Origin of the sequence: Streptomyces angustmyceticus (assembly GCF_019933235.1) — a bacterium.
Classification (GTDB): domain Bacteria; phylum Actinomycetota; class Actinomycetes; order Streptomycetales; family Streptomycetaceae; genus Streptomyces; species Streptomyces angustmyceticus.
In genome coordinates this window covers 5,554,723-5,578,308 of record NZ_CP082945.1, presented here as the reverse complement: position 1 = coordinate 5,578,308, position 23,586 = coordinate 5,554,723, and the positions used below count along the sequence as shown (strand labels likewise).

17 protein-coding genes are annotated in these 23,586 nt (G+C 70.9%); 15 read left to right on the top strand and 2 right to left on the bottom strand.

All coding sequences use genetic code 11. From position 1 onward, the window contains the following. Positions 1 to 179: 179 nt before the first annotated feature. Together K7396_RS24880 and K7396_RS24875 are read left to right on the top strand one after the other, a co-directional pair. Positions 180 to 338 (top strand): DUF7196 family protein, encoded by a 159-nt coding sequence (locus tag K7396_RS24880; protein WP_164993062.1) that lies wholly within the window; start codon positions 180 to 182, stop codon positions 336 to 338. Positions 339 to 377: 39 nt separating this feature from the next. Further along, positions 378 to 665 carry a hypothetical protein gene (locus tag K7396_RS24875; protein WP_086720268.1) on the top strand — a complete coding sequence of 96 codons (288 nt, stop codon included), beginning with the start codon at positions 378 to 380 and terminating at the stop codon, positions 663 to 665. A 56-nt stretch (positions 666 to 721) separates the two neighbouring features. Here K7396_RS24875 and K7396_RS24870 read toward each other — a convergent pair whose 3' ends face one another. Together K7396_RS24870 and K7396_RS24865 are read right to left on the bottom strand one after the other, a co-directional pair. Next, complete coding sequence (locus K7396_RS24870; protein WP_223660191.1) at positions 722 to 1,783, bottom strand: zinc-binding dehydrogenase; 1,062 nt, start codon at positions 1,781 to 1,783, stop codon at positions 722 to 724. Between the two features lie 116 nt (positions 1,784 to 1,899). Continuing rightward, on the bottom strand, positions 1,900 to 2,553 hold the full coding sequence (locus tag K7396_RS24865) for a hypothetical protein (protein WP_174886868.1): 654 nt from the start codon (positions 2,551 to 2,553) through the stop codon (positions 1,900 to 1,902). Between the two features lie 151 nt (positions 2,554 to 2,704). On the opposite strand from K7396_RS24865, the gene K7396_RS24860 reads away from it, so the two are divergent. The 13 genes from K7396_RS24860 to K7396_RS24790 all read left to right on the top strand — a co-directional run bounded on the left by K7396_RS24860 (position 2,705) and on the right by K7396_RS24790 (position 23,422). Continuing rightward, positions 2,705 to 4,714, top strand: a complete 2,010-nt coding sequence (locus K7396_RS24860) for a glycoside hydrolase (RefSeq protein ID WP_086720270.1) — start codon at positions 2,705 to 2,707, stop codon at positions 4,712 to 4,714. Between the two features lie 659 nt (positions 4,715 to 5,373). Then, positions 5,374 to 5,544, top strand: coding sequence for a hypothetical protein (locus tag K7396_RS24855; protein ID WP_170314261.1), 171 nt, complete (start codon positions 5,374 to 5,376; stop codon positions 5,542 to 5,544). 391 nt (positions 5,545 to 5,935) lie between these two features. Beyond that, entirely contained in the window at positions 5,936 to 8,596 is a 2,661-nt protein-coding gene (gene nirB / locus K7396_RS24850) for a nitrite reductase large subunit NirB (protein WP_086720271.1), read from the top strand. Beyond that, the gene (nirD, locus tag K7396_RS24845) at positions 8,596 to 8,997 is read left to right on the top strand and encodes a nitrite reductase small subunit NirD (protein WP_086720272.1); all 402 of its coding nucleotides are present in this window, start codon (positions 8,596 to 8,598) and stop codon (positions 8,995 to 8,997) included. The genes nirB and nirD overlap by 1 nt, the downstream gene beginning before the upstream one ends. A gap of 130 nt (positions 8,998 to 9,127) precedes the next feature. Next, positions 9,128 to 9,655 (top strand): SRPBCC family protein, encoded by a 528-nt coding sequence (locus tag K7396_RS24840; RefSeq protein ID WP_086720273.1) that lies wholly within the window; start codon positions 9,128 to 9,130, stop codon positions 9,653 to 9,655. Positions 9,656 to 9,771: 116 nt separating this feature from the next. Beyond that, positions 9,772 to 10,077 carry an ArsR/SmtB family transcription factor gene (locus K7396_RS24835; RefSeq protein ID WP_086720274.1) on the top strand — a complete coding sequence of 102 codons (306 nt, stop codon included), beginning with the start codon at positions 9,772 to 9,774 and terminating at the stop codon, positions 10,075 to 10,077. A 71-nt stretch (positions 10,078 to 10,148) separates the two neighbouring features. Next, positions 10,149 to 11,093 (top strand): oxidoreductase, encoded by a 945-nt coding sequence (locus tag K7396_RS24830; RefSeq protein ID WP_086720275.1) that lies wholly within the window; start codon positions 10,149 to 10,151, stop codon positions 11,091 to 11,093. A 277-nt stretch (positions 11,094 to 11,370) separates the two neighbouring features. Further along, positions 11,371 to 13,302, top strand: a complete 1,932-nt coding sequence (locus K7396_RS24825; protein WP_152104409.1) for an APC family permease — start codon at positions 11,371 to 11,373, stop codon at positions 13,300 to 13,302. 111 nt (positions 13,303 to 13,413) lie between these two features. Then, on the top strand, positions 13,414 to 14,223 hold the full coding sequence (locus K7396_RS24820; protein WP_152104410.1) for a maleylpyruvate isomerase family mycothiol-dependent enzyme: 810 nt from the start codon (positions 13,414 to 13,416) through the stop codon (positions 14,221 to 14,223). Between the two features lie 306 nt (positions 14,224 to 14,529). Further along, positions 14,530 to 14,898, top strand: coding sequence for a hypothetical protein (locus K7396_RS24815; protein WP_086719902.1), 369 nt, complete (start codon positions 14,530 to 14,532; stop codon positions 14,896 to 14,898). A 165-nt stretch (positions 14,899 to 15,063) separates the two neighbouring features. After that, positions 15,064 to 15,534 carry a hypothetical protein gene (locus K7396_RS24810; protein ID WP_086719901.1) on the top strand — a complete coding sequence of 157 codons (471 nt, stop codon included), beginning with the start codon at positions 15,064 to 15,066 and terminating at the stop codon, positions 15,532 to 15,534. 137 nt (positions 15,535 to 15,671) lie between these two features. Beyond that, a complete protein-coding gene (locus tag K7396_RS35835; protein WP_308686896.1) occupies positions 15,672 to 23,069 on the top strand; it encodes a toxin glutamine deamidase domain-containing protein in 7,398 nt (2,465 codons plus the stop codon). Between the two features lie 2 nt (positions 23,070 to 23,071). Continuing rightward, the gene (locus K7396_RS24790; RefSeq protein WP_086715614.1) at positions 23,072 to 23,422 is read left to right on the top strand and encodes a toxin-antitoxin system YwqK family antitoxin; all 351 of its coding nucleotides are present in this window, start codon (positions 23,072 to 23,074) and stop codon (positions 23,420 to 23,422) included. Positions 23,423 to 23,586 lie beyond the last annotated feature (164 nt).

Genomic DNA, 23,586 nt, shown 5'->3' with positions numbered 1-23,586 from the left:
GCCGGCTTAAAGGCCGGCTGAAAGCCCGACGAAACAGCCGGGAAACGGCCGTCCCCCGTAGTGCAAGTACGGGGGACGGCCGCCGGCCCCCAAGGATAGGCCCCGAGGGCACGGCGGTACGCCGGCCGGCCGGCGGGGCCGTAGACCCGTATCGCACCACGTCACAGAAGGAGCGGAACATGGGCTGCAATTGCGGCGGCGGTGCCCGCCCGACCGTCATCATCTACCAGCTGAACCTGCCCGACGGCACCGTGCGCCAGTACTACACCTGGCAGGAGGCCGACGCGGCCAACCAGCGCGCGGGCGGCATCGGCACCATCCTCGTCCTCAATCAGTGACGACCGGCCGGGTCCTTGCACGGTGACGGGGTGGATCTCATGAGCCTTGTGGTGTTTCTCCTTTCCCTCGGCGCGACGTGCCGCATCACCAGATTCCTGACGAAGGACACGCTCGCGGCGGGCTTCCGCTCCTGGGTGGCCGGCCGCTTCGGCGACGACTCCAAACCCGCCTACCTGGTCGGCTGCAGCTGGTGTTCGAGCATCTGGGTGGCCGCCGTCGTGGCCCCGCTCGCCCACTGGACCGGAGGGACGACCGGATTCCAGCTCACCGCGACCGCACTGTCCCTCTCCTACCTCGCCGGGCTGGCCTCCCGGTGGCTCGACTGAACCGGGCCGGTGAGGGGCGGGAGCCCGCGGGAGCACCCGCCCCCCGTCCCCCACGCCTACGCACCCTCCGCACCCTCCGCACCGACATCGAAGTGGATCAGCGGCTTGATGATTCCGTCCGCTTTCGAGGCCATGAGGGCGAAGGCACGCTCGATCTCGTCGAAGCCGAACTCGTGCGTGGTCATCGGCGTGGGGTCGACCTTCCCGGTCTCCAGCAGCCGGAAGATCCGCCGGAGCCACCCCCGGCCCCCACGGTTGAAGCCCGCGTAGACCTGCTTGTCGGACATGCCGTGGCCGAACGGCTCCAGGGGGATGCGCAGCGGCTCGTGCACCTCGCCGTGGTAGCCGACGTTGGAGATACGGCCTCCCGGCTTGGTGACCCGGAAGGCCGCCTCCCAGGTCTGCGGGGCGCCGAGCGCCTCGATGGCGGCGTCGACACCCTGGCCGTCCGTCAGCTCCATGATCCGCTCGACCGGATCGCACCGCGTGTGGTCGACGATCAGATCGGCGCCGAAGCGGCGGGCGAGTTCCTGACGGGCGGGCACGGACTCGACGGCGATGATCAGGCCCGCGCCGCGGAGCCGGCAGCCGATCGTCGCCGAGAGCCCCACCGCGCCCTGGGCGAAGACCGCCACGGTCTCACCGAGGGCGAGTTCCGCGTGCTCGGCGGCGACGAAGCCGGTGGAGAGCATGTCCGTGGCGTACAGGGCCTGGTGGTCGGAGAGCGACGCGGGGATCGGGGCCAGGTTGGCCCGGGCGTTGTTGACGAGGAAGTACTCGGCGAGATTCCCGTCCCGCTGTGTGGTGAACCTGGCACCGCCCAGCATCCGCCCCTGGCACTGCGAGGAGAACCCCCGCTGGCAGGACTCGCACTGGAAACAGGGCGTGACCCCGCCCACCGCGACCCGCTCCCCCACGGCCAGCCCCTCGACGGCCGAGCCCAGCGCGTGGACCACTCCGACCGCCTCGTGCCCCAGCGTCACATCCGGCGCGACCGGGATCGCGCCCCGCATGGTGTGCACATCGCTGGTGCACACCATGGCCGCGGTGGTCCGCACCACCACGTCGGTGGGTCCGGGTTCGGGGACCGGCTTCCCGATGACGCCGACCTCACCCACCCTCCGGAGAACAAAAGCCCGCATCCCCTCGGTCTTCCCGCGACGGCGGCCCGTCGATGGCGATGGCGTCATCTTCCGCCCGTTCGGCGGACCGGCCGGTGGTCACCAGTCGGTGGTCACCAGTCGGTGAGGTCGACGACGCGTGAGCAGTGCGGGTCGTCGGCGTCGGTGGTGGTGAGCCACTGCTCGTCGAGCAGCGACGGCAGGGCCGCCAGCAAGGCGGTGAGGGCGCCACCGGGGCGAACGTCGGCGGCGGTCATCCCGGGAAGAGCCTCCTCACTGGAGTCGAGGTAGAGGCGCAGGCGATCCGGGGCCAGGAACAGGAATCCGCACAGGCGCGCCTCGGGGCTCTCCTCGGTGGAGGGGGTGGTCAGGCAGCGAAGGAGCGTGAGGGTCCAGTCGTCGTGGGTGAACGGGGCCGGATCCACGGTCGTGGGATCCACGGTGATCAGGGTCATCCCCATGACGGAGCCGACCTTGTCGCCGGGATAGATGTGGGTGCCGGTGTGGACGGTGCGCAGGAGACCGGCGACGTCGTGCGGTGTGCGCAGCTCATCGTCCACGCGCAGAGGGATCTCGTAGGCGGTGAGCCGGTCGGTGGCGTACGCGTCCCTGTCCCCAAGGACCACGCGCACGGCGTCCCTCGTGGGAGGCGCCGGGAGGACACCCCGCACGTGCTGGTCCTCGATGAGGGGCGCGTAAACGTGGTGGAGCAACAGGCCCGTGATGTCGGCCTGCTGCTCCACGATCTCTTCGTGCTCGTCTGTCACTGATTTACCCAATTCAGGCACTTATGCATGCCCTTGCCGTAGGAGGTGATCACGCCGATCTTCTTACCCGCTCATGCCGGCACAGCAGCCAACCGCCCGCGCAAGAAGCCCTCTTAGAACTCTCTTAATCCCCCTGACTATTCACTGACGTATGAAACCCCACCTGCCCAAGACCACCGGGCGACGCCGGCGCGGTACCCGGGTCCTCGCTGTTTCCCTCGCGCTCGGCGCGACCGCCGTCGGACTCACCGGATGTGACAGTGCCTCGGCCGGCACCCTGGAGGGCAGTCGCCTCTCGCTTCCGGTCGCGGGTGGCACGGCCGTCGTCGACACCGCCTCGCTGGCCGTGAACGCGCGGACCGACGACGGGCGGCAGCTGGTGCTGTCGGCCGCGGCCGGCCGCGGGCTCGGGAAGCCGGGGCCGGTGACCCGTACGGCCGACGGGGCGCACTGGAGCTACCCCGGCAAGGGGTTGAAGGTGACGGCGAGTTCGGAGCGCGGGCGGCTGCGGATCAGGCTGCGGGCGGAGCGTGACGGGTCGGTGAGCTGGCCGGTGACCGGTACCGACCGGTCCGCCTCGGCCGTGCAGGTGCCGCGCGGCGAGGGGCTGGACATCCCGGTGAAGGACGCCTTCTGGAACGCCGGTCCCGAGAAGGGCGGGCTGGCCGGCAGCACCGTCGACATGGGCGAGGCCCTCTCGATGCCGCTGTGGGGCTACTCCCTGGGCAGGGCCGGCGGCAAGGGCGGGCACGGCGTCAGCTACCTCACCCCCACCGACCTCGGCACCTCGCTGACGTTCGCCTCCACCGGCGGCCGGCTGCGCACCACCGCCGAGCACGCCTTCGACGCCGGTGAGGGCACCCGCGACTACGAGGTCTCCTTCGCCCTGACCGACGGCAACCCGGTCGCCTCCGCCGCCGACTACCGCTCCTACCTCGCGCAGCACGGCCAACTCGGCCGCCTGCGCGAGAAGATCGAGCGGAACCCGGCCAACGGCAAGCTGCTCGGCGCGTTCCACGCCTATGTGTGGGGCGATGCGCGGACCGCCGCCGGGGTGGACAAGCTGAAGAAGCTGGGCGTGGACCGGATGTGGCTCGGTTACGACGCCGACTCCGACCCGATGAAGGCGCGGGCGGTGCGGGCCGCCGAGAAGGCGGGCTACCTCGTCGGCCCGTACGACACCTTCGACAACGGCCAGGACCCCAAGGGCGCCGACACCCCCACCTCCGTCTGGCCGGACCGGGTCTACCCCGACTTCTGCGTCCGCAAGGCCGACGGCACCCCGGAGACCGGCTTCCACGGCCGCGGCTGCTACCTCAGCTCGCGCGCCTTCGAGAAGGCCGAGCCGGCCAAGCACTACCTGGCCGACCGCACCCGCACGATGGTCGCCAACGGCGCGGACAGCTACTTCCTCGACGTGGACGCGACCGGAGAGGTGTTCCGCGACCACACCAAGGGCCACGAGATGACCAAGGCCGGCGACCGCACGAACCGCCTGGCGCGGATGCGGCGGCTGTCGGAGAACCTCGTCCTCGGCTCGGAGAGCGCCCAGGCGTGGGCCAACAAGGTGATCGCCTACAACCACGGCGCGCTCACCCCGGTCGACGACGGCCTGTGGAAGCTGGAGAAGGACCGGCAGACGTGGGGCGGCTACTACCCGGAGAAGGCTCCCGCCACCTTCTTCAAGCCGGTCCGGCTGCCCGGCCGGATGGCCACCGCCATGTACGACCCCACGTACCGCGCGCCGCTCTACGAGACCGCCCTGCACGGCTCGCTGGTCAACGTGGAGCGCTGGGAACTGTCGTACGACAAGCTGCCGGCCCAGAAGACCACCAGGGCACTGCTGGCGATGCTCTACAACACCCCGCTCAACTACGTCCTCGACGGCCCGACGATCGACAGGAACGGGCCCGAGCTGGCCGCCCTGCAGAAGTACTTCTCGCCGCTGCACCGCGCGGCGGGCACCGAGCAGCTGACCTCGTTCCGGTGGCTGACCGGCGACCGCACCGTCCAGCGGACGGTCTTCGGCAACAACAAGCTGACCGTGACCGCCAACTTCGGCACCAAGACCGTGGCCGGCCTGCCGGGCCGCTGCGTGGACGCCGAGCTGCCCGGCGACCAGCAGCCGCGACGGCTTTGTCCGGGGCGGTTGAGTGGCTGATACGGCAATGGGATGTGGAGCCCGCGGCCGCCTTGGCCACAGCGCTGGAGGTATGAGCGCGGACCGGGTGGTGATCGGCCGTGAGTCGTATGTCCCCGTTCCCCGGGGGACTACCGGGAGCGGTGCGCGGTAGGGGGTGAGAAGCCGCAGAGGCGGTATAACGCAGCAGGCTCCCGGGACTCGGTCCCGGGAGCCTGCTCTGCGACAACCGTTGGGCTGATGGGCTTCTCAGCGTTTCGTCCTGATCAGGCCGGAGCGTCGTGCTCCGCGGAGTTAGCCACCCTCGGCCCTTCGCCGTATTCCCGGCCGAGGCCGCAGTCCGGCGACGTCACACCCTCGCGAAGCCGGTCAGCGCTACTTACGCCCGGTCGCATGCCTCGCTTGCGTAGGGTTCCTTGACTCCGAGGTCCCAGAGCTCCGACCGGCAGGCACTGTCGCCCACCGGGCCCGTGGCACCTGACGCGACGCCACATGCCTTCTTCACCCACTTGCCGACCGTGTAGCCCTTCGAGGCCAGGTAGCTCTCGCACGCTCCCTGGGACGCCGAGGCGGGCGTCGCGAGAGCCACCGGCAGAGCGCCTACGATCAGGGTCAGAGATGCGGCGGCAGCCGTACGACGCAGCGCTCCGCCTCGGCGGTTCGTGCGGTTCTTGTCACGCATGGAAATTCCCCTCTTGTCATGCATGGAGCTTCCCCGAATTGATTCTTCCTCGCGCGGTTTCCTCACCGAATTCGTGCCGGTCATGCGCGAATTCGGCGCCGTTGAATGGATTGACGCCGACCCGAGAGAATTCACCGGAACCATCCGCATCGGCGATACGGTCCCTTAGCTATCGGCTGAAACTCTCGCAACTCGCAACCGCGTCAACGCACAGACAGCGAAAGATGATCATCGCATCAGGGCGTTGTCGGAGGCAAGCGGGAATTATCTGATGGCTTGAATTCGAGGTTTGATCCGATGAGTTACCACCCTCAAGGTGCGCCGGACCGGACAATCAACGGCGGCGACGGGAACCAGTCGCCGTACCCCCTGGGCGGGAGGTCGAGCGGGCGCTTCGGCGCGAGCAGACCGATCCCGCGTTGATCGATGTCGCCGGACAGGTGCGCCCGCGGGACCGCCGCCGCCCTCACACGGCGGCGGTCCCGCCGCTGAGGGCAGCGTTCCGCCCGGGAAACAGGGCAGATGCGGGCGGGTAACAGCCGCGCCGCAGGCTGACGGGCATGACCTCGATGCCGCCGCACCCCGATGCCACGCCGGACGCCGCCCCCGGCACCCCCACCCTCGTCCTCGTCGGCCACGGCATGGTCGGCCAGCGCTTCCTGGAGGAGCTGGCCGAGCGCGGTGTGACCGGGCGGGCACGGGTGGTCGTGCTGTGCGAGGAGCCCCGGCCGGCGTACGACCGCGTCCAGCTCACGTCGTACTTCGCCGGCCGCACCCCGGACGACCTGAGCCTGACCGATCCGGACTTCCTGGCCCGGCACGGCATCGAACTGCACCTCGGCGACCCGGCCGCGGCCGTGGACCGCGCGGCCCGCACGGTCACCGCCCGCAGCGGCCTGACCGTCCGCTACGACGCGCTGGTGCTGGCCACCGGCTCGTACCCGTTCGTGCCGCCGGTGCCGGGGAAGGACAGCGCGGGCTGTTTCGTCTACCGCACCATCGAGGACCTGCTCGCGATCGAGGAGTACGCGAAGAACGCCCGCACCGGTGTGGTGGTCGGCGGCGGGCTGCTCGGCCTGGAGGCGGCCGGGGCGCTCAAGGGGCTCGGGCTGCGCACCCACATCGTGGAGTTCAGCCCGCGGCTGATGGCCCTCCAGGTCGACGAGGGCGGCGGCCGGGCGCTGCGCCGCACCGTCGAGGGGATGGGGCTGGAGGTGCACACCGGCGTCGGCGGCAAGGAGATCGTCGCGGACGGGACGGGCGCGGTCACGGCCATGGGTCTGTCCGACGACTCCCGTATCGACACCGACCTCGTCGTCTTCTCGGCCGGTGTCCGCCCCCGCGACCAGCTCGCCCGGGACTGCGGGCTGCCGGTCGGCGAGCGGGGCGGCATCGCCGTCGACGAGCGCTGCCGCACCGACGACCCCGCCGTCTACGCGATCGGCGAGTGCGCGCTGGCCCCGGACGGCCGGGTCTACGGCCTGGTCGCCCCGGGCTACGACATGGCCCGGGTCGCGGCCGAGGCCCTCGCCGAGCGGTTCGTCCCCGGCCCCGGCACCGGGGCGGGCGCCGTCTTCACCGGCGCTGACCTGTCCACCAAGCTGAAGCTGCTCGGCGTGGACGTCGCGTCCTTCGGCGATGCGCACGGCACCACCGACGGCTGCCTGGACGTGGTCTACGCCGACTCCCGCAGCGGCGTCTACAAGAAGCTGGTGATCGGCGCCGCCGGGGAGCTGCTGGGCGGCGTACTGGTCGGGGACGCCGAGGCGTACGGGATGCTGCGGCCGCTGACCGGCACCGTTCCGCCGCTGGCACCCGAGCAGTTGGTGCTGCCCGCCGGGGTCGCGGCCGAGGGCGGCGGCGGGCTCGGCCCGTCCGCGCTGCCGGACGACGCGGTGCTGTGCAACTGCCACAACGTGACCAAGGGGACGGTACGGGCCGCGGTCACCGAGCACTCCTGCGGCACCCTCCCCGAGATCAAGAAGTGCACCAGGGCCGGTACCGGCTGCGGCAGTTGCGTGAAGTCGCTGACCGCCGTGATGAACGACGAGCTGGCCGCGTCCGGCGTCACCGTCGACACCGGCCTGTGCGGCTGCTTCGGGCACACCCGCGCCGAGCTCTACGAGATCGTGCGGACGCTGCGGCTGACGTCGTTCGCCGCGCTGCTGGACTCGCACGGCCGCCCGGAGGCCAGGAACGGCGAGGGCTGCGAGATCTGCAAGCCCACCGTCGGCTCGATCATCGCCTCCCTCGCGCCCAGCGTGGGCGCCGACGGCTATGTCCTCGACGGGGAGCAGGCCGCCCTCCAGGACACCAACGACCACTTCCTCGCCAACCTCCAGCGCAACGGCTCGTACTCGATCGTGCCGCGCGTCCCCGGCGGGGAGATCACGCCGGAGAAGCTGATCGTGATCGGCGAGGTGGCCCGCGACTTCGGCCTCTACACCAAGATCACCGGCGGTCAGCGGATCGACCTGTTCGGCGCCCGGGTCGACCAGCTCCCGCAGGTGTGGGCCCGGCTGGTGGCGGCCGGCTTCGAGTCGGGGCACGCGTACGGCAAGGCGCTGCGCACCGTGAAGTCGTGCGTGGGACAGACCTGGTGCCGCTACGGCGTGCAGGACTCGGTCCGGATGGCCATCGAACTGGAGCTGCGCTACCGGGGCCTGCGCTCCCCGCACAAGCTGAAGTCCGCGGTCTCCGGCTGTGCGCGGGAGTGCGCGGAGGCCCGGGGCAAGGACTTCGGCGTCATCGCCACCTCCCAGGGCTGGAACCTGTACGTGGGCGGAAACGGCGGCGCGGACCCGCGCCACGCCGACCTGCTCGCCCAGGACCTCGACGACACCGGGCTGATCCGCCTGATCGACCGCTTCCTGATGTTCTACATCCGCACCGCCGACCGCCTGGAGCGCACCTCCGCCTGGCTGGAGCGGATCGAGGGCGGCCTCGACCACGTACGGGACGTCGTCGTGCACGACTCCCTGGGGCTGTGCGACGAGCTGGAGACCCTGATGGCCGCCCATGTCACCCACTACCGCGACGAGTGGGCCGAGACCCTCGCCGACCCCGAACGGCTCGCCCGCTTCGTCTCGTTCGTCAACGCGCCCGACGCGCCGGACCCGTCGGTCCGCTTCGTACCGGAGCGCGACCAGGTCAAGCCGGATCTGACGCTGCTGGCCGGGCCGACCCTGCCCGTTCGCACCCTGGAAGGGACCTCCGTCTGATGACCACCGCACTCACTCCCCTCGCCCGCCCCGTCACCACCGCCCCGGCAGGCACCGCCGTCACGGTCGAGATCCGCTGCCCCCAGGGCTGGGTCCCGGTGTGCACCCTGGACGACCTCGCCCCGGGCCGCGGAGTCGCCGCCCTCCTCCCGGACGGCACCCAGGCCGCACTGTTCGTCGACCGCGCCGGCCGGGCGTACGCGATCGCCAACCGCGACCCGTTCACCGGCGCCCAGGTCCTCTCCCGCGGCCTGACCGGCTCGGCCGACGGCCGGGCGTTCGTGGCGTCACCGCTGCTCAAACAGCGTTTCGACCTGGCGTCGGGGGCCTGCCTGGACGACCCGTCGGTCTCGGTGCCGGCCTATCCCGTACGGACGCGGGGCGGGGCGGACGACGCCTGAGGGCCGACCGCTCCGACGAAAGAGCAACCCATTGGTTGCACCTCCTGCCGTCACGTGCAACCATCGAGTGGCACGTCAGGTATCGGATCAAGCGATCAGGTATCGGAAGGCACGGCAGGAGGAGCACCTCATGAGCACCGACAGCAATCAGGACAAGGACGGCGGCGCGGGGACGAGCGCGGCCTCGGGCTCGGGCTCGGGCAGCACCGATGACCGCATCGAGCGGGAGATCAGCATCGCCGCGCCCGTCGAGCGCGTGTGGGCCGTGCTCACCGAGCCGGAGCACGTCGGCTCGTGGTTCGGCCAGGGCGAGCCCGCACCCGTCGACCTGCGGCCGGGCGGGATCATGGAGCTCGACCACGGTGAGTACGGCCAGTTCCTGACCAAGATCGTGAAGGTGGACCCGCCGCACCACTTCTCGTACCGCTGGGCCAGCGCCCACCCCGGCGAGGTGGCGGTCGAGGGCAACTCCACCCTCGTCGAATTCACCCTCACCGAGGAGGGCGACGGCACCCACCTGCGCGTGGTGGAGAGCGGGTTCGCCGGCCTCCGCATCCCCGAGGACCGCAAGAAGACCGCCGGATACGAGAGCCACGCCGCGGGCTGGTCCGGCCAGGTGGAGAACATCCGGCGGTACGCGGAGCAGCTCGCGACATGAGGGGGGAGGAAGGCGGAGGCGTCACTGGTCGGGGCTCGGGGCCGGAGGCGGGCCGGGACTCGGGCTCGGCGTCGGGGGCCGGTCAGGGTTCCGGGTCGGACACCGGGTCGGACACCGTGGCGGAGGTGCTGTCCGCGCTGGCCGACCCGACCCGCCGCCGGATACTCGACGCCCTCGCCGCACACGGCGAGGCGACCGCCACGGTCCTGGCCACCGAACTGCCGGTCAGCCGCCAGGCCATCGTCAAACACCTCGGGGTCCTGGACCGGGCCGGCCTGGTCGCCGGCCACCGGGAAGGCAGGGAAGCGCGCTACCGGGTCATACCGGAGCGGCTGGGGGTCACCGCCCGCTGGATGGACCGGGTGGCCGCCGCCTGGGACACCCGCCTCTCGGCGATCAAGCGCCTCGCCGAGGAAGAGTGACCACCGGGCCCCTCCGGTCCCGGCCGCCCCGCCCACGTACCCTGGTCGCCCCCGTACGGAGGAGCACAGGCGTGACCCGGTGGAACACCAGCCACATCCCCGACCAGACCGGCCGCTCGGTGGTCATCACGGGTGCCAACAGCGGAATCGGCTACGCCACGGCACGTGAACTGGCCCGCCACGGCGCCCGCGTACTGCTGGCCTGCCGCAACCGGACCCGGGGCATGGCGGCCCTGGACCGACTGCGGTCCGAAGTCCCCACCGCCGAGGCCGAGTTCAGGGCCCTCGACCTGGCCGACCTGTCCTCCGTACGCGACTTCGCCGCCGCCCTCGACGACTTCGACGGCGAGCGCCTCGACCTGCTCATCAACAACGCGGGCGTGATGGCGCTGCCGTACCGGACCACCGCCGACGGCTTCGAGATGCAGTTCGGCACCAACCATCTCGGGCACTTCGCGCTGACCGGGCTGCTGCTGCCCAAGCTCCTGGCCACCCCCGGCGCCCGGGTGGTCACCGTCTCCAGCATGCTGCACGTCCTGGCCGACCTCGACTACGACGACCTCAACAGCGAGCGCTCCTACCGCCGCTGGGTCGCCTACGGCCGCTCCAAGAGCGCCAACCTCCTCTTCACCCACGAGCTGGCCCGGCGGCTGGCCGCGGCCGGCTCCCAGGTCGTCGCGGCCGCCGCGCACCCCGGGTACGCCGCCACCAACCTGGCGACGGCGGGCGTCCGGATGGAGGGCCGCACCTCCGCCGAGCGCATGGTCGACCTGGCCAACCGCGCGCTCGCCCAGTCCCCCGAGGGCGGCGCCCTGGGCACCCTCTGCGCGGCCACCGCCCCGCACATGCGGCCGGACTCCTTCCTCGGCCCGCGCAGCGGACTGCGCGGCGCGCCCCTCCAGTCCTTCCGCGCCCCCTGGACCAGGAAGGCCGCGAGCGGCGAACGCCTGTGGGCCGCCTCGGAGGAGCTCACCGGCGTCCACTACGACTTCTCCCGGCCGCCGACGGCACTCTGACCTGCGGCCGGGGACCCGGCGACCGGCGACGGTGATCGACGACCGACGAGCTACGACCGGCTGACCGGCTGACCGGCGACCGATGGAAGGGCAGAAGGGCAGCTCGTTCGGCCTCCCGGGTTCTCCCCTGCCCGCCCCTCGGCCTGTCCCCGCGTCAAGACCCCGTGAAGAACACCCCGCCGCCCGCCAAAGGGCCGCCAAGGCCCGGCGACGCGGCCGTTCGCGCCCCGCACGCTGAGCTGGTCCCGCACGGTGTTGCACGGAGGTACGACGACAGATGTCGATGGTTTCCCAGCCCGACGGCCGGCCCGAGGAACCCCCGGATACCGCCGGCGGCGGCGTCACCACCCGGCCGTACGGCTCCGCAACCGCCCCCATCCCCGCATCCGCCTCCCCTGCCGCCCCCGCCGCCGACGACCGCCACCGCCTCACCACCCTCCAGGGCCTGGCCGCCCTCTCCCTCGACGCCATGGCGTCCGTCGCCTACGGCCCCGAGTCGATCGTGCTGGTCCTGGCCGCGGCGGGCGCCCACGGCCTCGGCTTCACCCTCCCCGTCACGCTCGCCATCGCCGCGCTGCTGGCCGTCCTGGTCGCCTCGTACCGCCAGGTGATCGCCGCCTATCCCCACGGCGGCGGCTCGTACGCGGTGGCCAAGGCGCATCTCGGCCGCCGGGCAGCCCTGGTGGCCGCCGCCTCCCTCCTCCTGGACTACGTCCTCAATGTCGCGGTCTCCGTGACGGCCGGAGTGGCGGCCCTGACCTCGGCGTTCCCCGCGCTCTACGACGACCGGACGGCGATCTGCCTGGCGGTGCTGCTGCTGATCACCGGCATCAACCTGCGCGGCATCGTCGACTCGGCGAAGGCGTTCCTCCTCCCCACCGCCGTCTTCGTCACGGCCGTCCTGACGATGATCGTCGCCGGCCTCGTCCGCGACGCCCCCGCCTCCACCGTCACCGCCGACGGGCACCCCTCCGCCCTCGCCCCGAACGCCACCGCCGTCGGCGCGCTGCTCCTGCTCAAGGCGTTCGCGTCCGGCTGCTCGGCGCTGACGGGTGTCGAGGCGGTGGCCAACGCGGTGCCGTCCTTCCGCGCGCCGGCGGCCAGGCGCGCCCAGCGCACCGAGGTCGCGCTCGGCGCCCTGCTCGGCGTGATGCTGATCGGCCTGTCCGTACTGATCGGGCGCTTCCACCTCCAGCCGGTCGAGGGCGTCACCGTCCTCGCCCAGCTCGCGGACGCCTCCCTCGGCCACAACGCGGCCTTCTACGTGGTCCAGTTCGCCACCATGGTCCTCCTGGCACTCGCCGCGAACACCTCCTTCGGTGGGCTGCCCGTCCTGATGGGCCTGCTCGCCCGGGACCACTACCTGCCGCACGTCTTCGGCCTCAAGGCGGACCGTCAGGTCCACCGCCACGGCGTGCTGGCCCTCGCCGCCGTCGCCGCGGCCCTGCTGGCCGTCTCCGGCGGCGACGTGAACACGCTCGTCCCGCTGTTCGCCATCGGAGTCTTCGTCGGCTTCACGCTCTGCCAGATCGGCATGGTCCGGCACTGGCGCCTCGGCCGGTCCCCGGGGTGGCGCGGCAAGGCCCTGCTGAACGGTTTCGGCGCGCTGCTCACCGGCGTCTGCGCACTCGTCGTCACCGCCACCAAATTCACCGAGGGCGCCTGGCTCCTCGTCATCGCCCTGCCGCTGCTGGTCCTCGCCTTCGAAGCCGTGCACCGCGCCTACGCCCGTATCGGCGAGCGCCTCGGCCTGGGCCGCATCCCCGAAGCCCCGCACCGCGCCCCCTCCCTCGTCGTCGTCCCCGTCTCCCATCTGTCCCGGCTGACCTGCGAGGCCCTCAACGCGGCGGTGTCGCTGGGCGACGAGGTGGTGGCCGTGACCGTCACCCACGACGCACCCGAGGACCGCCCGGCGGCCGAGGCGCTGCGCCGCGACTGGGAACTGTGGAACCCCGGCGTGGAACTCCTCGAACTGCCCTCCGCCACCCGCTCCCTCGGCCGCCCCATCGCCGCCTGCGTCACCGGCCTGACGGCCCGCCGCCCCGCCACCCGCATCACCGTCCTGATCCCGGAGGCCGAACCCGCCCACCGCTGGCAGCGCCTGCTGCAGAACCGGCGCGGCGCGGTCGTCGCCCGCGCGGTACGCCGGGACACGGACGCCGTCATCTGCCGGCTGCGGTTCCGGCTGGAGCAGGGGGGACGGTCGTGAGGGGGCCGGGAGTGCGGGGGCCACCTCGTGCGGCGGAGTCGCTCACCGCCCGTGACACGGCACCCCTCGCGGTTACGCTCCGTTGTCAGTGGTGCGTCCTACCGTGAGGACATGAACTCCGTAAAGCCCGCCATGGATTTCGACGGTCACTGCGCCGCCCTCGTCGACCAGGCCGTACTGCTGGCGTCCTGCCTCACGGAGCAGGACGCCGACCTGACGACCACCGTCCCCTCCTGCCCCGACTGGAACCTCGCCCAACTGCTCCGGCATCTGGGCGAAGCCCATCGCTGGGTCGAGGAACTCGTCCGGACCCGGGCGACCGATCCCCCGCCCGACAACGCCCTCCGCGTCCTCCCCCGCGACACCCACCAGTCCCCCGCCGAGGTCGCCGCCTGGCTCACCGAAGGCGCCCGGCGCCTCGCGGACACGCTCCGCACCACGGGCCCGGACGTCCGGATCTGGACCCCGCTCCCCTCCGGCTCCCCGCGCTTCTTCGCCCGCCGCATGGCCCACGAGACGGTCATGCACCGGGCCGACGTCGCACTCGCCCTCGGCAGCGCCTTCACCGTCGACCACTCCGTCGCCCTCGACACCCTCGACGAGTGGATGGAACTCGGCTCGCTCCCCGAGATGTTCGACTTCCACCCGGACCGGCGCGAACTTCTCGGCCCCGGCCGCACCCTCCACTTCCACGCCACGGACACCCCGCCGGAAGCCGGCGCCGACTGGCTCGTCGACCTCACCGGCGACACCCTCGCCTGGCGCCGCGCCCAGGAACCGGCCGCCGTCTCCGTCCGCGCCCCCCTCACCGACCTCCTGCTCCTCATCTACGGCCGCACCCCCGCCGACGGCGACACCTTCGACATCACCGGCGACGCGGAACTGCTGGACTTCTGGCTGGCACGGGTGCTGTTCGGATGAGGGCGGGGGGACTATTCACGCGAGGACGGACGTACGGGGGACGACAGGAAGGCGGACGCACGGGGGACGACAGGAACCGGACCTACGGGAGAACGGGCGTACGGGAAGGACCGGCAGTGCATACGGGCACGCGGCCGACGACGTGGGGCGGTACGGCTTGCGCCCAGAGCAACAGCCCACCCGGCCCAGCCCCCGATGCGGCGGCCACCCGCCCGCCGGCGGCCCCGGACGCGAACCGATCGAGCCACCGCGGCGTGAGTTAGGTTGACCCCCACCCACAGGAACCAGCGCCGAGGAGACAGCACCATGACCGAATCCGAGCGGCCGGACAGCACCCCCGGCCTGCCGCCCACGCCCCCTCCGTTCCGCCCGCGACTCGGCCCGGAGCCCTTGCCGACGAACGAGGCCGAGGCGCTGGCGATCGGCCGGCAGCACTTCCCCGAGGTCGGCTCGCCCGGCGGCCCGTCCGCCCTGTTCGTCCACGAATTCGACATCGGCTACCTGGTCCACGCGAGCTGGCCGCGCCCCGAGGACCCCACCGCCCCGCCCGCGGAACTCGGCGGCAGCAACGTCGTCATCTCCAAGACCGACGGCGAGGTGACGTTCGTCCCCAACTTCCCCCCGGAGAGCGCGGTGGAGCTCTACCACCAGATACTCGACCGGAGGGCCTCCTGAGCCCTTCCCGGTCGGTGCTCCCTGGCCTGCGGAGACGGACGGACCCGGCTCCTGCACCTGGTGGGCTGTCAATACGGGAAGCTAAACTTTGGCCTGAAATCTCATTGGGCAGCCATTACCAACACGGGGGACGTCGTGGCCGGAGCTGGCGGATTCCAGACCGATGTGGAGAGCCTCAAAGCTGAGGGAACGAACTTCGTCAAGCTCGGCGAGGACTTCTACTCCTCGGTGGCGCGGCTGATGGACGGCCTGCACGCGCTGGGGGCAGGGCCGCCCAGCAACGGCAAGGAGCAGGCGCCGCCGGAGAAGTCGTTCGGCCAGCAGTTCATGAGCGGCCTGACGACGTTCGACAGCAAGGACGGCGCCCCGCCGTGGGGGGACGACGACCTCGGCGAGAAGTTCGGTGTCGTCTACGAAGGCGTGCGGGACGGCATGTACGAGTCGATGGGCCACCTCTCCTCGAAACTCCAGGAAATCGGCAAGGCGCTGACGTCGATGTCCAGGAACCATGCGGAGAACGAGGACTTCAACGACTCGCTGATGAAGCAGCACGTCAAGAACGAGCAGGCGTGGCAGGACCCGACGGCCCAGGACGACGCCGTCGTCCGCACGTCGTGGCGACCCGCACAGCACTGAACCTCGCGGCGACCCGCACAGCACTGAATTCCACCTGTCGGTCGCGAACACTCTGACGCGGTGGCCCTCCTGCGGGCCCCGCATCCGTCACACGCCTGAATGTACGTTTTTCACGGGGGAGCTCCATCGTGTCCGTCATGCTGCCGGATCCTCTTGAGTGGGTCCTGGAGATGCTCGGCTTCAACTGGCCGACCGCAGACGAAGACAAACTCATCGAATGCGCCCAGGTCTGGCGGACGTTCGCGGCGGAGGTCCAGGGACACCAGTCCCGCGGCAACACCTACGCGGGCAATGTGCTCGGGGAGAACTCCGGCGACGCCATCGAGGGCTTCAGCAAGGCATGGGACAAGTTCGCCGACGGTTCGGGCTATCTGAACGATGCCGCGGAGGCGGCCGAGGTCCTCGCCTTCACCTTCGAGGCCGCCGCCGCGCTGGTCATCGGCATGAAGGTCGCCGTCATCGTCCAGTTGGCGATCCTCGCCGCCGAAATCATCGCGGCGCAGGCCGCGGCCCCGTTCACCCTCGGACTGTCCGAGATCGGTGGCGCGGCCGCCACTCTGGCGACCCGCGAAATGGTCCGCAAGATCCTCAAGGAAGTCGCCAAGCAGGTCCTGGACGCCATCCTGGAGGCCGCCAAGGAACCGGTGATCTCCGCACTGGAGGCCATGGCCTCCGACCTGATCGCCCAGACCGTCAACCAGAACTTCGGCGCCCAGAACGGTTACAACGTCGGCCGGACCCTCAAGGAGGGCCAGAGCGCCGCCACCGACGCGATCAAGAACACCGGCGAATCCCTCGGCGAGAGCCTCCGCGACGGCGCCGGCCACCGCGCGGGCCACCGGGCCCGCGGCGGACTGGACCACGCGGCGGGACGCGGCGGCGAACACGGCGACGGCGGCGGGGACGACAGCAGCGGCTCCAGCAGCTCGGACAGCGACTCGGGCAGTGGATCGCGCAGCGGCAGCAGGGACGGCGGCGGGTCGGGGTCCGGCGACAGCTCCGGGTCCGGGTCCGGGTCCTCCGGGGATTCCGGAAGCAGCTCGTCCAACGGGTCGGGCTCCGACGGCGGCTCCGGGAGCACGTCCGACGGCGGCTCCGACAACGGCGGCACCTCCACCTCCAACGACTCCGGCGGCACCGGTACCGGCAACCGCGGCGGCTCGGACGGCGGCGGCTCCACCACCCACAGCCCCCGCGCCTCGGACAACGCCGGCACGGGTGCGGGAAGCGGGCCGGACAACGGCGGCGCGGGCACCAACCCGTCCTCCTCCGACAGCCCCTCCCACAACTCCGACCCCGCCCACCGCGTCCCCGACGCCCAGCCCCTGCCACCCCCGGACCAGCGCTCCCCCTTCGACGAGGGCTTCCAGGGCGGCAGCAGCAACGACAGCCCGTACGACGGGTCCCACACCCCCGACGGCGGACCCACCGCCGACGCCGGACACACCCCGGACTCGGACTCCACCGCGGATACGTCCCGCCCGTCCCCGGACCCCACGCCGGACGCGTCCCGCCCCGACGCGGACGCCCCGAGCACCCACCCCACCCCTGACGCGTCCCCTGCCCCCACCCCCGACAACACCCCGGACGCGGCCCGTCCCGACCCCGACTCGGTCAGCACCCAACCAGCGCCCGACCACACCCCCGACTTCGCCCGCCCGGACGCGGACGGCATCAGCACCCACCCGACGCCCGACCACACCCCCGAGGCAGCACGCCCCGACGCGGACTCGGTCAGCACCCAACCGGCCCACGACAACACCCCGGACGGTGCCCGCCCCGCCCCCGCACCCGACCAGTCCCCCCAGCACACCGGGCCTTCGCACCCGGACACACCCCAGGCAGGCGGCCCCGCACACCCCGACGCCGCCCAGCCGTCCCCGGCCCCCTCACAGGCCCCGGACCCCGTAGCCGGCAACCCGCCCTCCTACGGCGACAGCCCCCACAACGCCCCGGACGGCACCAGCAACGCCAACGGGAACGCCAACGGCACCCACACCGGGGACCACTCCGCCGGTGACACCTCAGCCGGTAACAACTCCGCCACCGGTGGCGGCCGTCCCTCGATGCCGCACGTCGGCGCCCCACCCCAGGGCGCCCCCGTACAGCACACCCCGTCGACCGGCCAGCCCATCCAGCAGCGTGACCCGGCACCGGGCGACCCCATGCCCACCGTCGACGACCCCGACGACACCACCGTCACCACCCAGTCCGCGGACACCGCGACCCTCCCGCCCCCCACCCAGCACGCCCCCGACGCCGGCACGTCCCCCACCACGCCCGGCCCCCAGCAGTCCCCGCCCAACAGCCCCCAGGCCAATGGCCCGATGATGACGGGCGCCGTGCCGCCCCAGGGCGGCCCCGGCACCACCACACCCCGCGGCACCACCACACCCCGCGGCGGCACCCCGCCCACCGGCAGCGGCACCACGTCCATCCGCCCGAGCGACCGCCGCCCCGACGGTTCCCAGGCCATCCGCGACGTCACCCAGCAGCCCGCCCCGGACCGCCCCGCCTACAACCCCCGCCTCGACGGCCCTCGCCGGGAAGAGACCTCCCGGCCCTACAACCCCCGCCTGGACGGCCCCCGCCGCGACGCCCCCGCCACACCTCCCGGCGACAACCGCCGCCCCGACGGCTCACAGATCGTCCACGACCACACCCAGCAGCCCACCCCCGAGCGCCCCCCGCACAACCCCCGCCTCGACGGGCCGGCTCCCCGCGACAACTCCCGCCCCGACGGCACCGACAACGGCCGGCCGGACTCCCCTCACCAGGACGACACCCGCCCGCCGGCCCCCGCCAACCCCAGCGGCGCCACCACCACACACCCGGACACCGCACAACAAACCGACCCCACCCGCGCGGCCCAGCCTCAGGCGAGCACCCCCCACCAGGCCCCGCCACACCCGGTCGCGGCAACCCCCGGCGCCCCGACCCCCAACTTCCCGCACCAGCAGCCGCAACAACAGCCCCAACACCAGGCACAGCCGCAGCCGCAGCCGCAGCCGCAGCCGCAACACCAGCAGACCCCGCAGCCCCACCAGCAGAACCCGCACCAGCCCACGCTGCAGAGCCAGGCACCCCCACAGCAGCACCCCCAACAGCAGACGCCCCAGAACCACCAGCCTCAACACCAACCGCAACACCAGCCACAGCCGCAGCACGTCCAGCAGCAGCACCCGGCTCCCCACCAGCAGCCCGCACCGCACCAACAGGGCCAGCACCCCGACCACACCCAGCCCATGCCGGACCACCAGCCCCAGCACGCAGCGCCGGTCCCGCAACCCCCGAACCTCCGGAGCCACACCGACGTACGCATCGGGCTCAACATCCAGCCACACGGCCTCTATTCGCCGTTCCCCCACGACCAACAGGCGCTGGAAGCGAGCTTCCCCCGGAACCCGGACGGCACGCCGCGTCCGTTCAACGACCCGTTCCAGCCCTGGGCGCAGCTCCAGAACGACGGCGGCATCGGCGTCCTCGGCCGTTCCAACAACTGCGCCGACTGCACCCGCTCCTTCATGGAGTCCTGGTACGGCAACCCGCAGGTGTCCTCGCCCCGCACCTACGACCCGGACGGCAACGGCGGCATCGACCGCCAGTCCGGCGAACGGAACGGCACCGCCAACATCCAGGACTACGCGGGCACCACGTTCCGCAACTCCGGCCCGAACTCCCAGGACGGCTACGCCCGAATAGCCGACGAGCTCCGCGAGGCCGGCCCCGGTGCCGCGGCAGCGGTCCTGGTCACCTGGCCGGACAAGCCCAACGGCGACCCCGGCGGCGCACACGTCTTCAACGCCGTCAACCACGACGGCCGCGTCGTGTGGGTCGACAGCCAGTCCGGCAAGGTCAGCGACCAGCCCATCAACACCCAGGCCAAAAACGTCTGGCACCTGGTCCTGGACGCCAACCGCAAGCCTTTCACCCCCGCCACGAACCAGAACCAAACCCCGCAACAAGGGCACCAGCAGAACCAGCCCCACAACCAACAACAGCAAGCCCAGCACCAGGCTCAGCAACAGGCACAGGCACAACAGCAGGCTCAGACCCAGCAGGCCCAGCAGCAAGCTCAGTCTCAGGCCCAAGCCCACGCCAACCAGCAAACACAACAGCACCAACAAAACCAGCAGAACCAGCAGAACCAGCAGAACCAGCAACAGGCTCACGCACAGCAGCAGGCGCAGGCTCAACAGCAGCCCCACCCATACGCCCAGCAGCCGCAACCGAGCCCCCACAACCAACAGCCACAGACTCAACAGCCCAGCCCGTACGCCCAGCCGCACCATCAGGCTCCGTACGTACAGCAGCAGCAGCAGCCGGGGCCATACCAGCAACCCCACCAGCAGCAGGCTCCGCACTCCCAGCAGCCAGGCCCGCAGCAACACCAACAGCAGCACAACCCGTACCAGCAGCAGCCGGCACCGCACGTCCAGCAGCCCAACCCCTACGCGCAACAGCCGCACCAACAGCCGACTCCCCACGCGCAGCAGCAGCAGCCGAGCCCGTACCAACATCACCACCAGCAGCCAAACCCCTACGCCCAGCCGCACCAACAGCAGCACCCGTACGCCCAGCAGCCGGTCCCGCATCAGCAACCCCACCAGCAGCAGGCCCCGTACGCCCAGCAGCCGGCTCCGCAGCAGCAGTCGCCCCACCCGCAGCAGAACCCCTACACCCAGCAACCACCGCAACACCAGCAGCAACAGCCGCACGCACAATCACCGCAGCCTGCTCCGCACCAGCCGCAGCCTGGGCCGCATCCCCAGCAGCCGAGCCCCTATGCGCCTCCGCAGCAGCCGTACACCCAGCAGCAGTCCCAGCCGAACCCGTACGCCCAGCACCAGCAGCAGGCCCCCCACTCCCAGCCGCCACTGCAACAAACGCCTCAGCAACAGCCCAGCCCGTACGCTCAGCCGCACCAACAGCAGGCTCCGTACGCCTCTCAGCCGTACCCACAGCAGGCTCCATACGCCCAGCAACCCAACCCGCAACAGCCGAGCCCTCAGCAGCAGTCGCCCTACGCGCAGCCGCAGCCCCACGCTCAGCAGCAGGCCCCCCAGACCCAACAACAGCCGCCGCAGCAGCAGGCGCCACACCAGCAAAATCCCCACCACCTGCAGCAACAGCAACAGCAACAGAGCCCTAACGCTCAACCGCACCAGCAGCAGCCCCACCACCAGCAGCCGTCCCAGGAACCGCCTGCCCAGGACAATCCGTCCGCCGGCGAAGAAGGCACCGCAACTCCGCAGGACAATGCGGAGAACCCCAACAGCCTGGGCGCGATCCGGAACGACCTCCAGCAGGACACCGGCGGCCTCCTCCCGCCCCACCCGCACGACCAACAACTGCTGGAGAACGCCCACCCGCGCAACCCCGACGGCACGCCGCAGCGCTTCGCCAACCCCTTCGACCCCTGGGGCCAGCTCCAGAACGACGGCGGCAACACCGTCCCGGGACGCAGCAACAACTGCGCCGACTGTTCCCGCTCCTTCCTGGAGACCTGGTACGGCAACCCGCAGGTCTCGGCTCCCCGCACGCCCGACACCGACGCAAACGGCAACCCGGACACCTGGTCTCCCGAGAACGACGCGAACGAGAACCAGATCCGCTGGAGCGGCGCCAGGCACACCTACGCCGGCCCGGGCAACGACCCCCACACTCCTGCCCGTATCGCCCACGACCTCCAGCAGGCCGGGCACGGAGCGGCAGCGATCGTCCAGGTCGACTGGCCCAACGACGGCGGCGGCCACGCCTTCAACGCCGTCAACCACCACGGCAAGATCATCTGGATCGACACCCAGACCGGACAGGTCAGCCACGACCCGATCCACATCGCCGACGCAGAGCACGTCTGGCACATCCCCCTCGACGCCAACCGCCAGCCCCTCCACGCCCACCAGGCCGTACCCAAGCCCGACCACGCCGCCCCCGACCAGCACCAGCCCGACGCCTCATCCACGCCCCACACCGACACCGACACCACGTCCGACGGTGCAACCGCCCCCCACACCGACACGGCGAACGACGGCTCTTCCCCCGATCACATCACTCCCGCCGATCCCACGACCGACGCACCGCCCGGCGACCAAGCCTTCCCCGATTCCGGCACCCCTCCGACCCACCAGTCCACGCCGCACCCCGAACAGCCCCCCGGCGATCAGCAGCAGTCCCCCCTCCCCCCGGGCGACCGCGAAAGCACACCCCACAACCGCAGCGCGCAAGCCTCCCATCACATCGCCAACGCGCTCCGCAACGACCACAACCCTCTGACCTACGGCAAGCCCCCGGCGGAATCGGCCGAGCACCAAGCGGCGACACAGCCCCCTCACCGTCAGGAATCGCAGCAGCCGACTTCGACCACGAACCAGGCCACCGACAATCAGGCAGGTCACGACCAGGGCGCCCATAGCCAAACCGACTCCAATGGCAGGCCCAGCCCGGACAGCAACAAGCCGCCGAGCCCGGCGGCTCCGGCGTCGCCTTCCGGCAGCAACCACGAGGGCCCGAACGAGCCGGAGCACAGCGAGCCACCCGCCGACCCGGCAGGAAGCGAGCCGGATCTGCCGACCGACGACGGCGGCCATCACGACGAGAGCGATGACCCTGCCGAGCGCTACAAGGCCCCATCGGCCAGTGATGTACCCGTTGAAGATCCGCCGAATTTCCCGGACCCAGTTGATCCCGGCGAGACCCCCAACACTCAGGATCTGGATTCCGAGGTGGAGGACAAGGCCCGCGGCGGCCTTGTCGAGCAGATCGACTTGGATGACACGGATCGGGTCGAAGTCGACAGCGACGGCCTGATCACCACCATCGACGGCAGAACCGTCAAGGAATACCTGCAGGAGCTGTCAGAGACTCGGGCGATCCGGCACGCCGAAATGCGGGAAGACGATGAGGGCCCCTGTTCGGCCCTGGCGATCGACCGGCGGACGGGAATGATCACCGAGGGCCTCAACGGCGCTCCGGACGACGTCATCGACCTCGAAAATCTCCACCCGCTACTGCGCGACAATTACTCGGGTCTTGCCGCCTGGATGCACCCCATCATGGAGGAAGAGAATAAGATCCGGATCGGAAACAAGATCGCACCGGATGGCACGGCGGAGCGGGATGAAAACGGAAAAGTAATCCCCAATTCGGAGATGGTCTACACTGGTCGAGCATACTTTGACGCACCCTTGCGGCATGCCGAGGTAAAGGCAGTTAACGAACTTCTTTGGGCTCGCCAGCGACAGCTGGAGAAGGACCGGCGCGCGGATCACGGAGAGGACTCCACGCCCCCGAAGCTGGGCCGCGAGGTGCTGAACGAAATGCGATTCGACCCGAGATGGATCGAAGATGCCAGGGTGAAGAAGGGAAAGAACAAGGGAAATATCATTCATCTTCCGGGCCAAACCGCCCCCGCCTGCCCCAACTGCCACGGTGTCCTCAGGGGCGTGCCGAGCTATGGGGGTCGCCAGCAGTACTCCATCGGCGACTACCGGCGCAAAGACGAATCAAATCAGATACCTCCCGCAACGGATTAATCATGCGCATCGAAGATGAAGACTCCTACCGGGACGACGACATGCGCGTCCACTACGAAGATGAGCCCTTCACCGGGGAGGTCGTCTATCGCGACAAGGAGGGCAAGGTAACCGGCCTCATCTCCTATATCGACGGTGTCCCGTCTGGGCCGCAGACCCGGTGGTACTCCGATGGGTCCAAGAAGAAGGAGGGCCAGACCAGATGGGGTATCGCCGTCGGAGATTGGCGGAAATGGCACCCGAACGGCCAACTGGCCGAACATTCCGTTTTCAATCTTCAGGGCAGGCGTGAGCGCCGCCAGCGGTGGGACAAGGACGGCAACCTCACGGAGGACAAGTCGTTTTCGACGTGATGTGCCGTCACTCCGTCCGGCCTGGAAGCACATTGGCCTGACGGGGGATTCACCAAGCAAGAGGCTAGCGAAGGACCTTTGCCTGCCCTGGCAAACCTGCAAAGCACCACGATTTGCCACCGACGCAGGGTGTCTGCAGCTTGGAGTTCTACTCGATGGACAGG

Bases quoted from the DNA above. Each gene is read 5' to 3' on its own strand.
- K7396_RS24855 (WP_170314261.1), top strand. From the start codon at position 5,374: ATGGAAATTCCCCTCTTGTCATGCATGGAGCTTCCCCGAATTGATTCT.
- K7396_RS24880 (WP_164993062.1), top strand. From the start codon at position 180: ATGGGCTGCAATTGCGGCGGCGGTGCCCGCCCGACCGTCATCATCTAC.
- K7396_RS24860 (WP_086720270.1), top strand. From the start codon at position 2,705: ATGAAACCCCACCTGCCCAAGACCACCGGGCGACGCCGGCGCGGTACC.
- K7396_RS24820 (WP_152104410.1), top strand. From the start codon at position 13,414: ATGAACTCCGTAAAGCCCGCCATGGATTTCGACGGTCACTGCGCCGCC.
- nirB (WP_086720271.1), top strand. From the start codon at position 5,936: ATGACCTCGATGCCGCCGCACCCCGATGCCACGCCGGACGCCGCCCCC.
- K7396_RS24790 (WP_086715614.1), top strand. From the start codon at position 23,072: ATGCGCATCGAAGATGAAGACTCCTACCGGGACGACGACATGCGCGTC.
- K7396_RS24875 (WP_086720268.1), top strand. From the start codon at position 378: ATGAGCCTTGTGGTGTTTCTCCTTTCCCTCGGCGCGACGTGCCGCATC.
- nirD (WP_086720272.1), top strand. From the start codon at position 8,596: ATGACCACCGCACTCACTCCCCTCGCCCGCCCCGTCACCACCGCCCCG.
- K7396_RS24840 (WP_086720273.1), top strand. From the start codon at position 9,128: ATGAGCACCGACAGCAATCAGGACAAGGACGGCGGCGCGGGGACGAGC.
- K7396_RS24815 (WP_086719902.1), top strand. From the start codon at position 14,530: ATGACCGAATCCGAGCGGCCGGACAGCACCCCCGGCCTGCCGCCCACG.
- K7396_RS35835 (WP_308686896.1), top strand. From the start codon at position 15,672: ATGCTGCCGGATCCTCTTGAGTGGGTCCTGGAGATGCTCGGCTTCAAC.
- K7396_RS24825 (WP_152104409.1), top strand. From the start codon at position 11,371: ATGTCGATGGTTTCCCAGCCCGACGGCCGGCCCGAGGAACCCCCGGAT.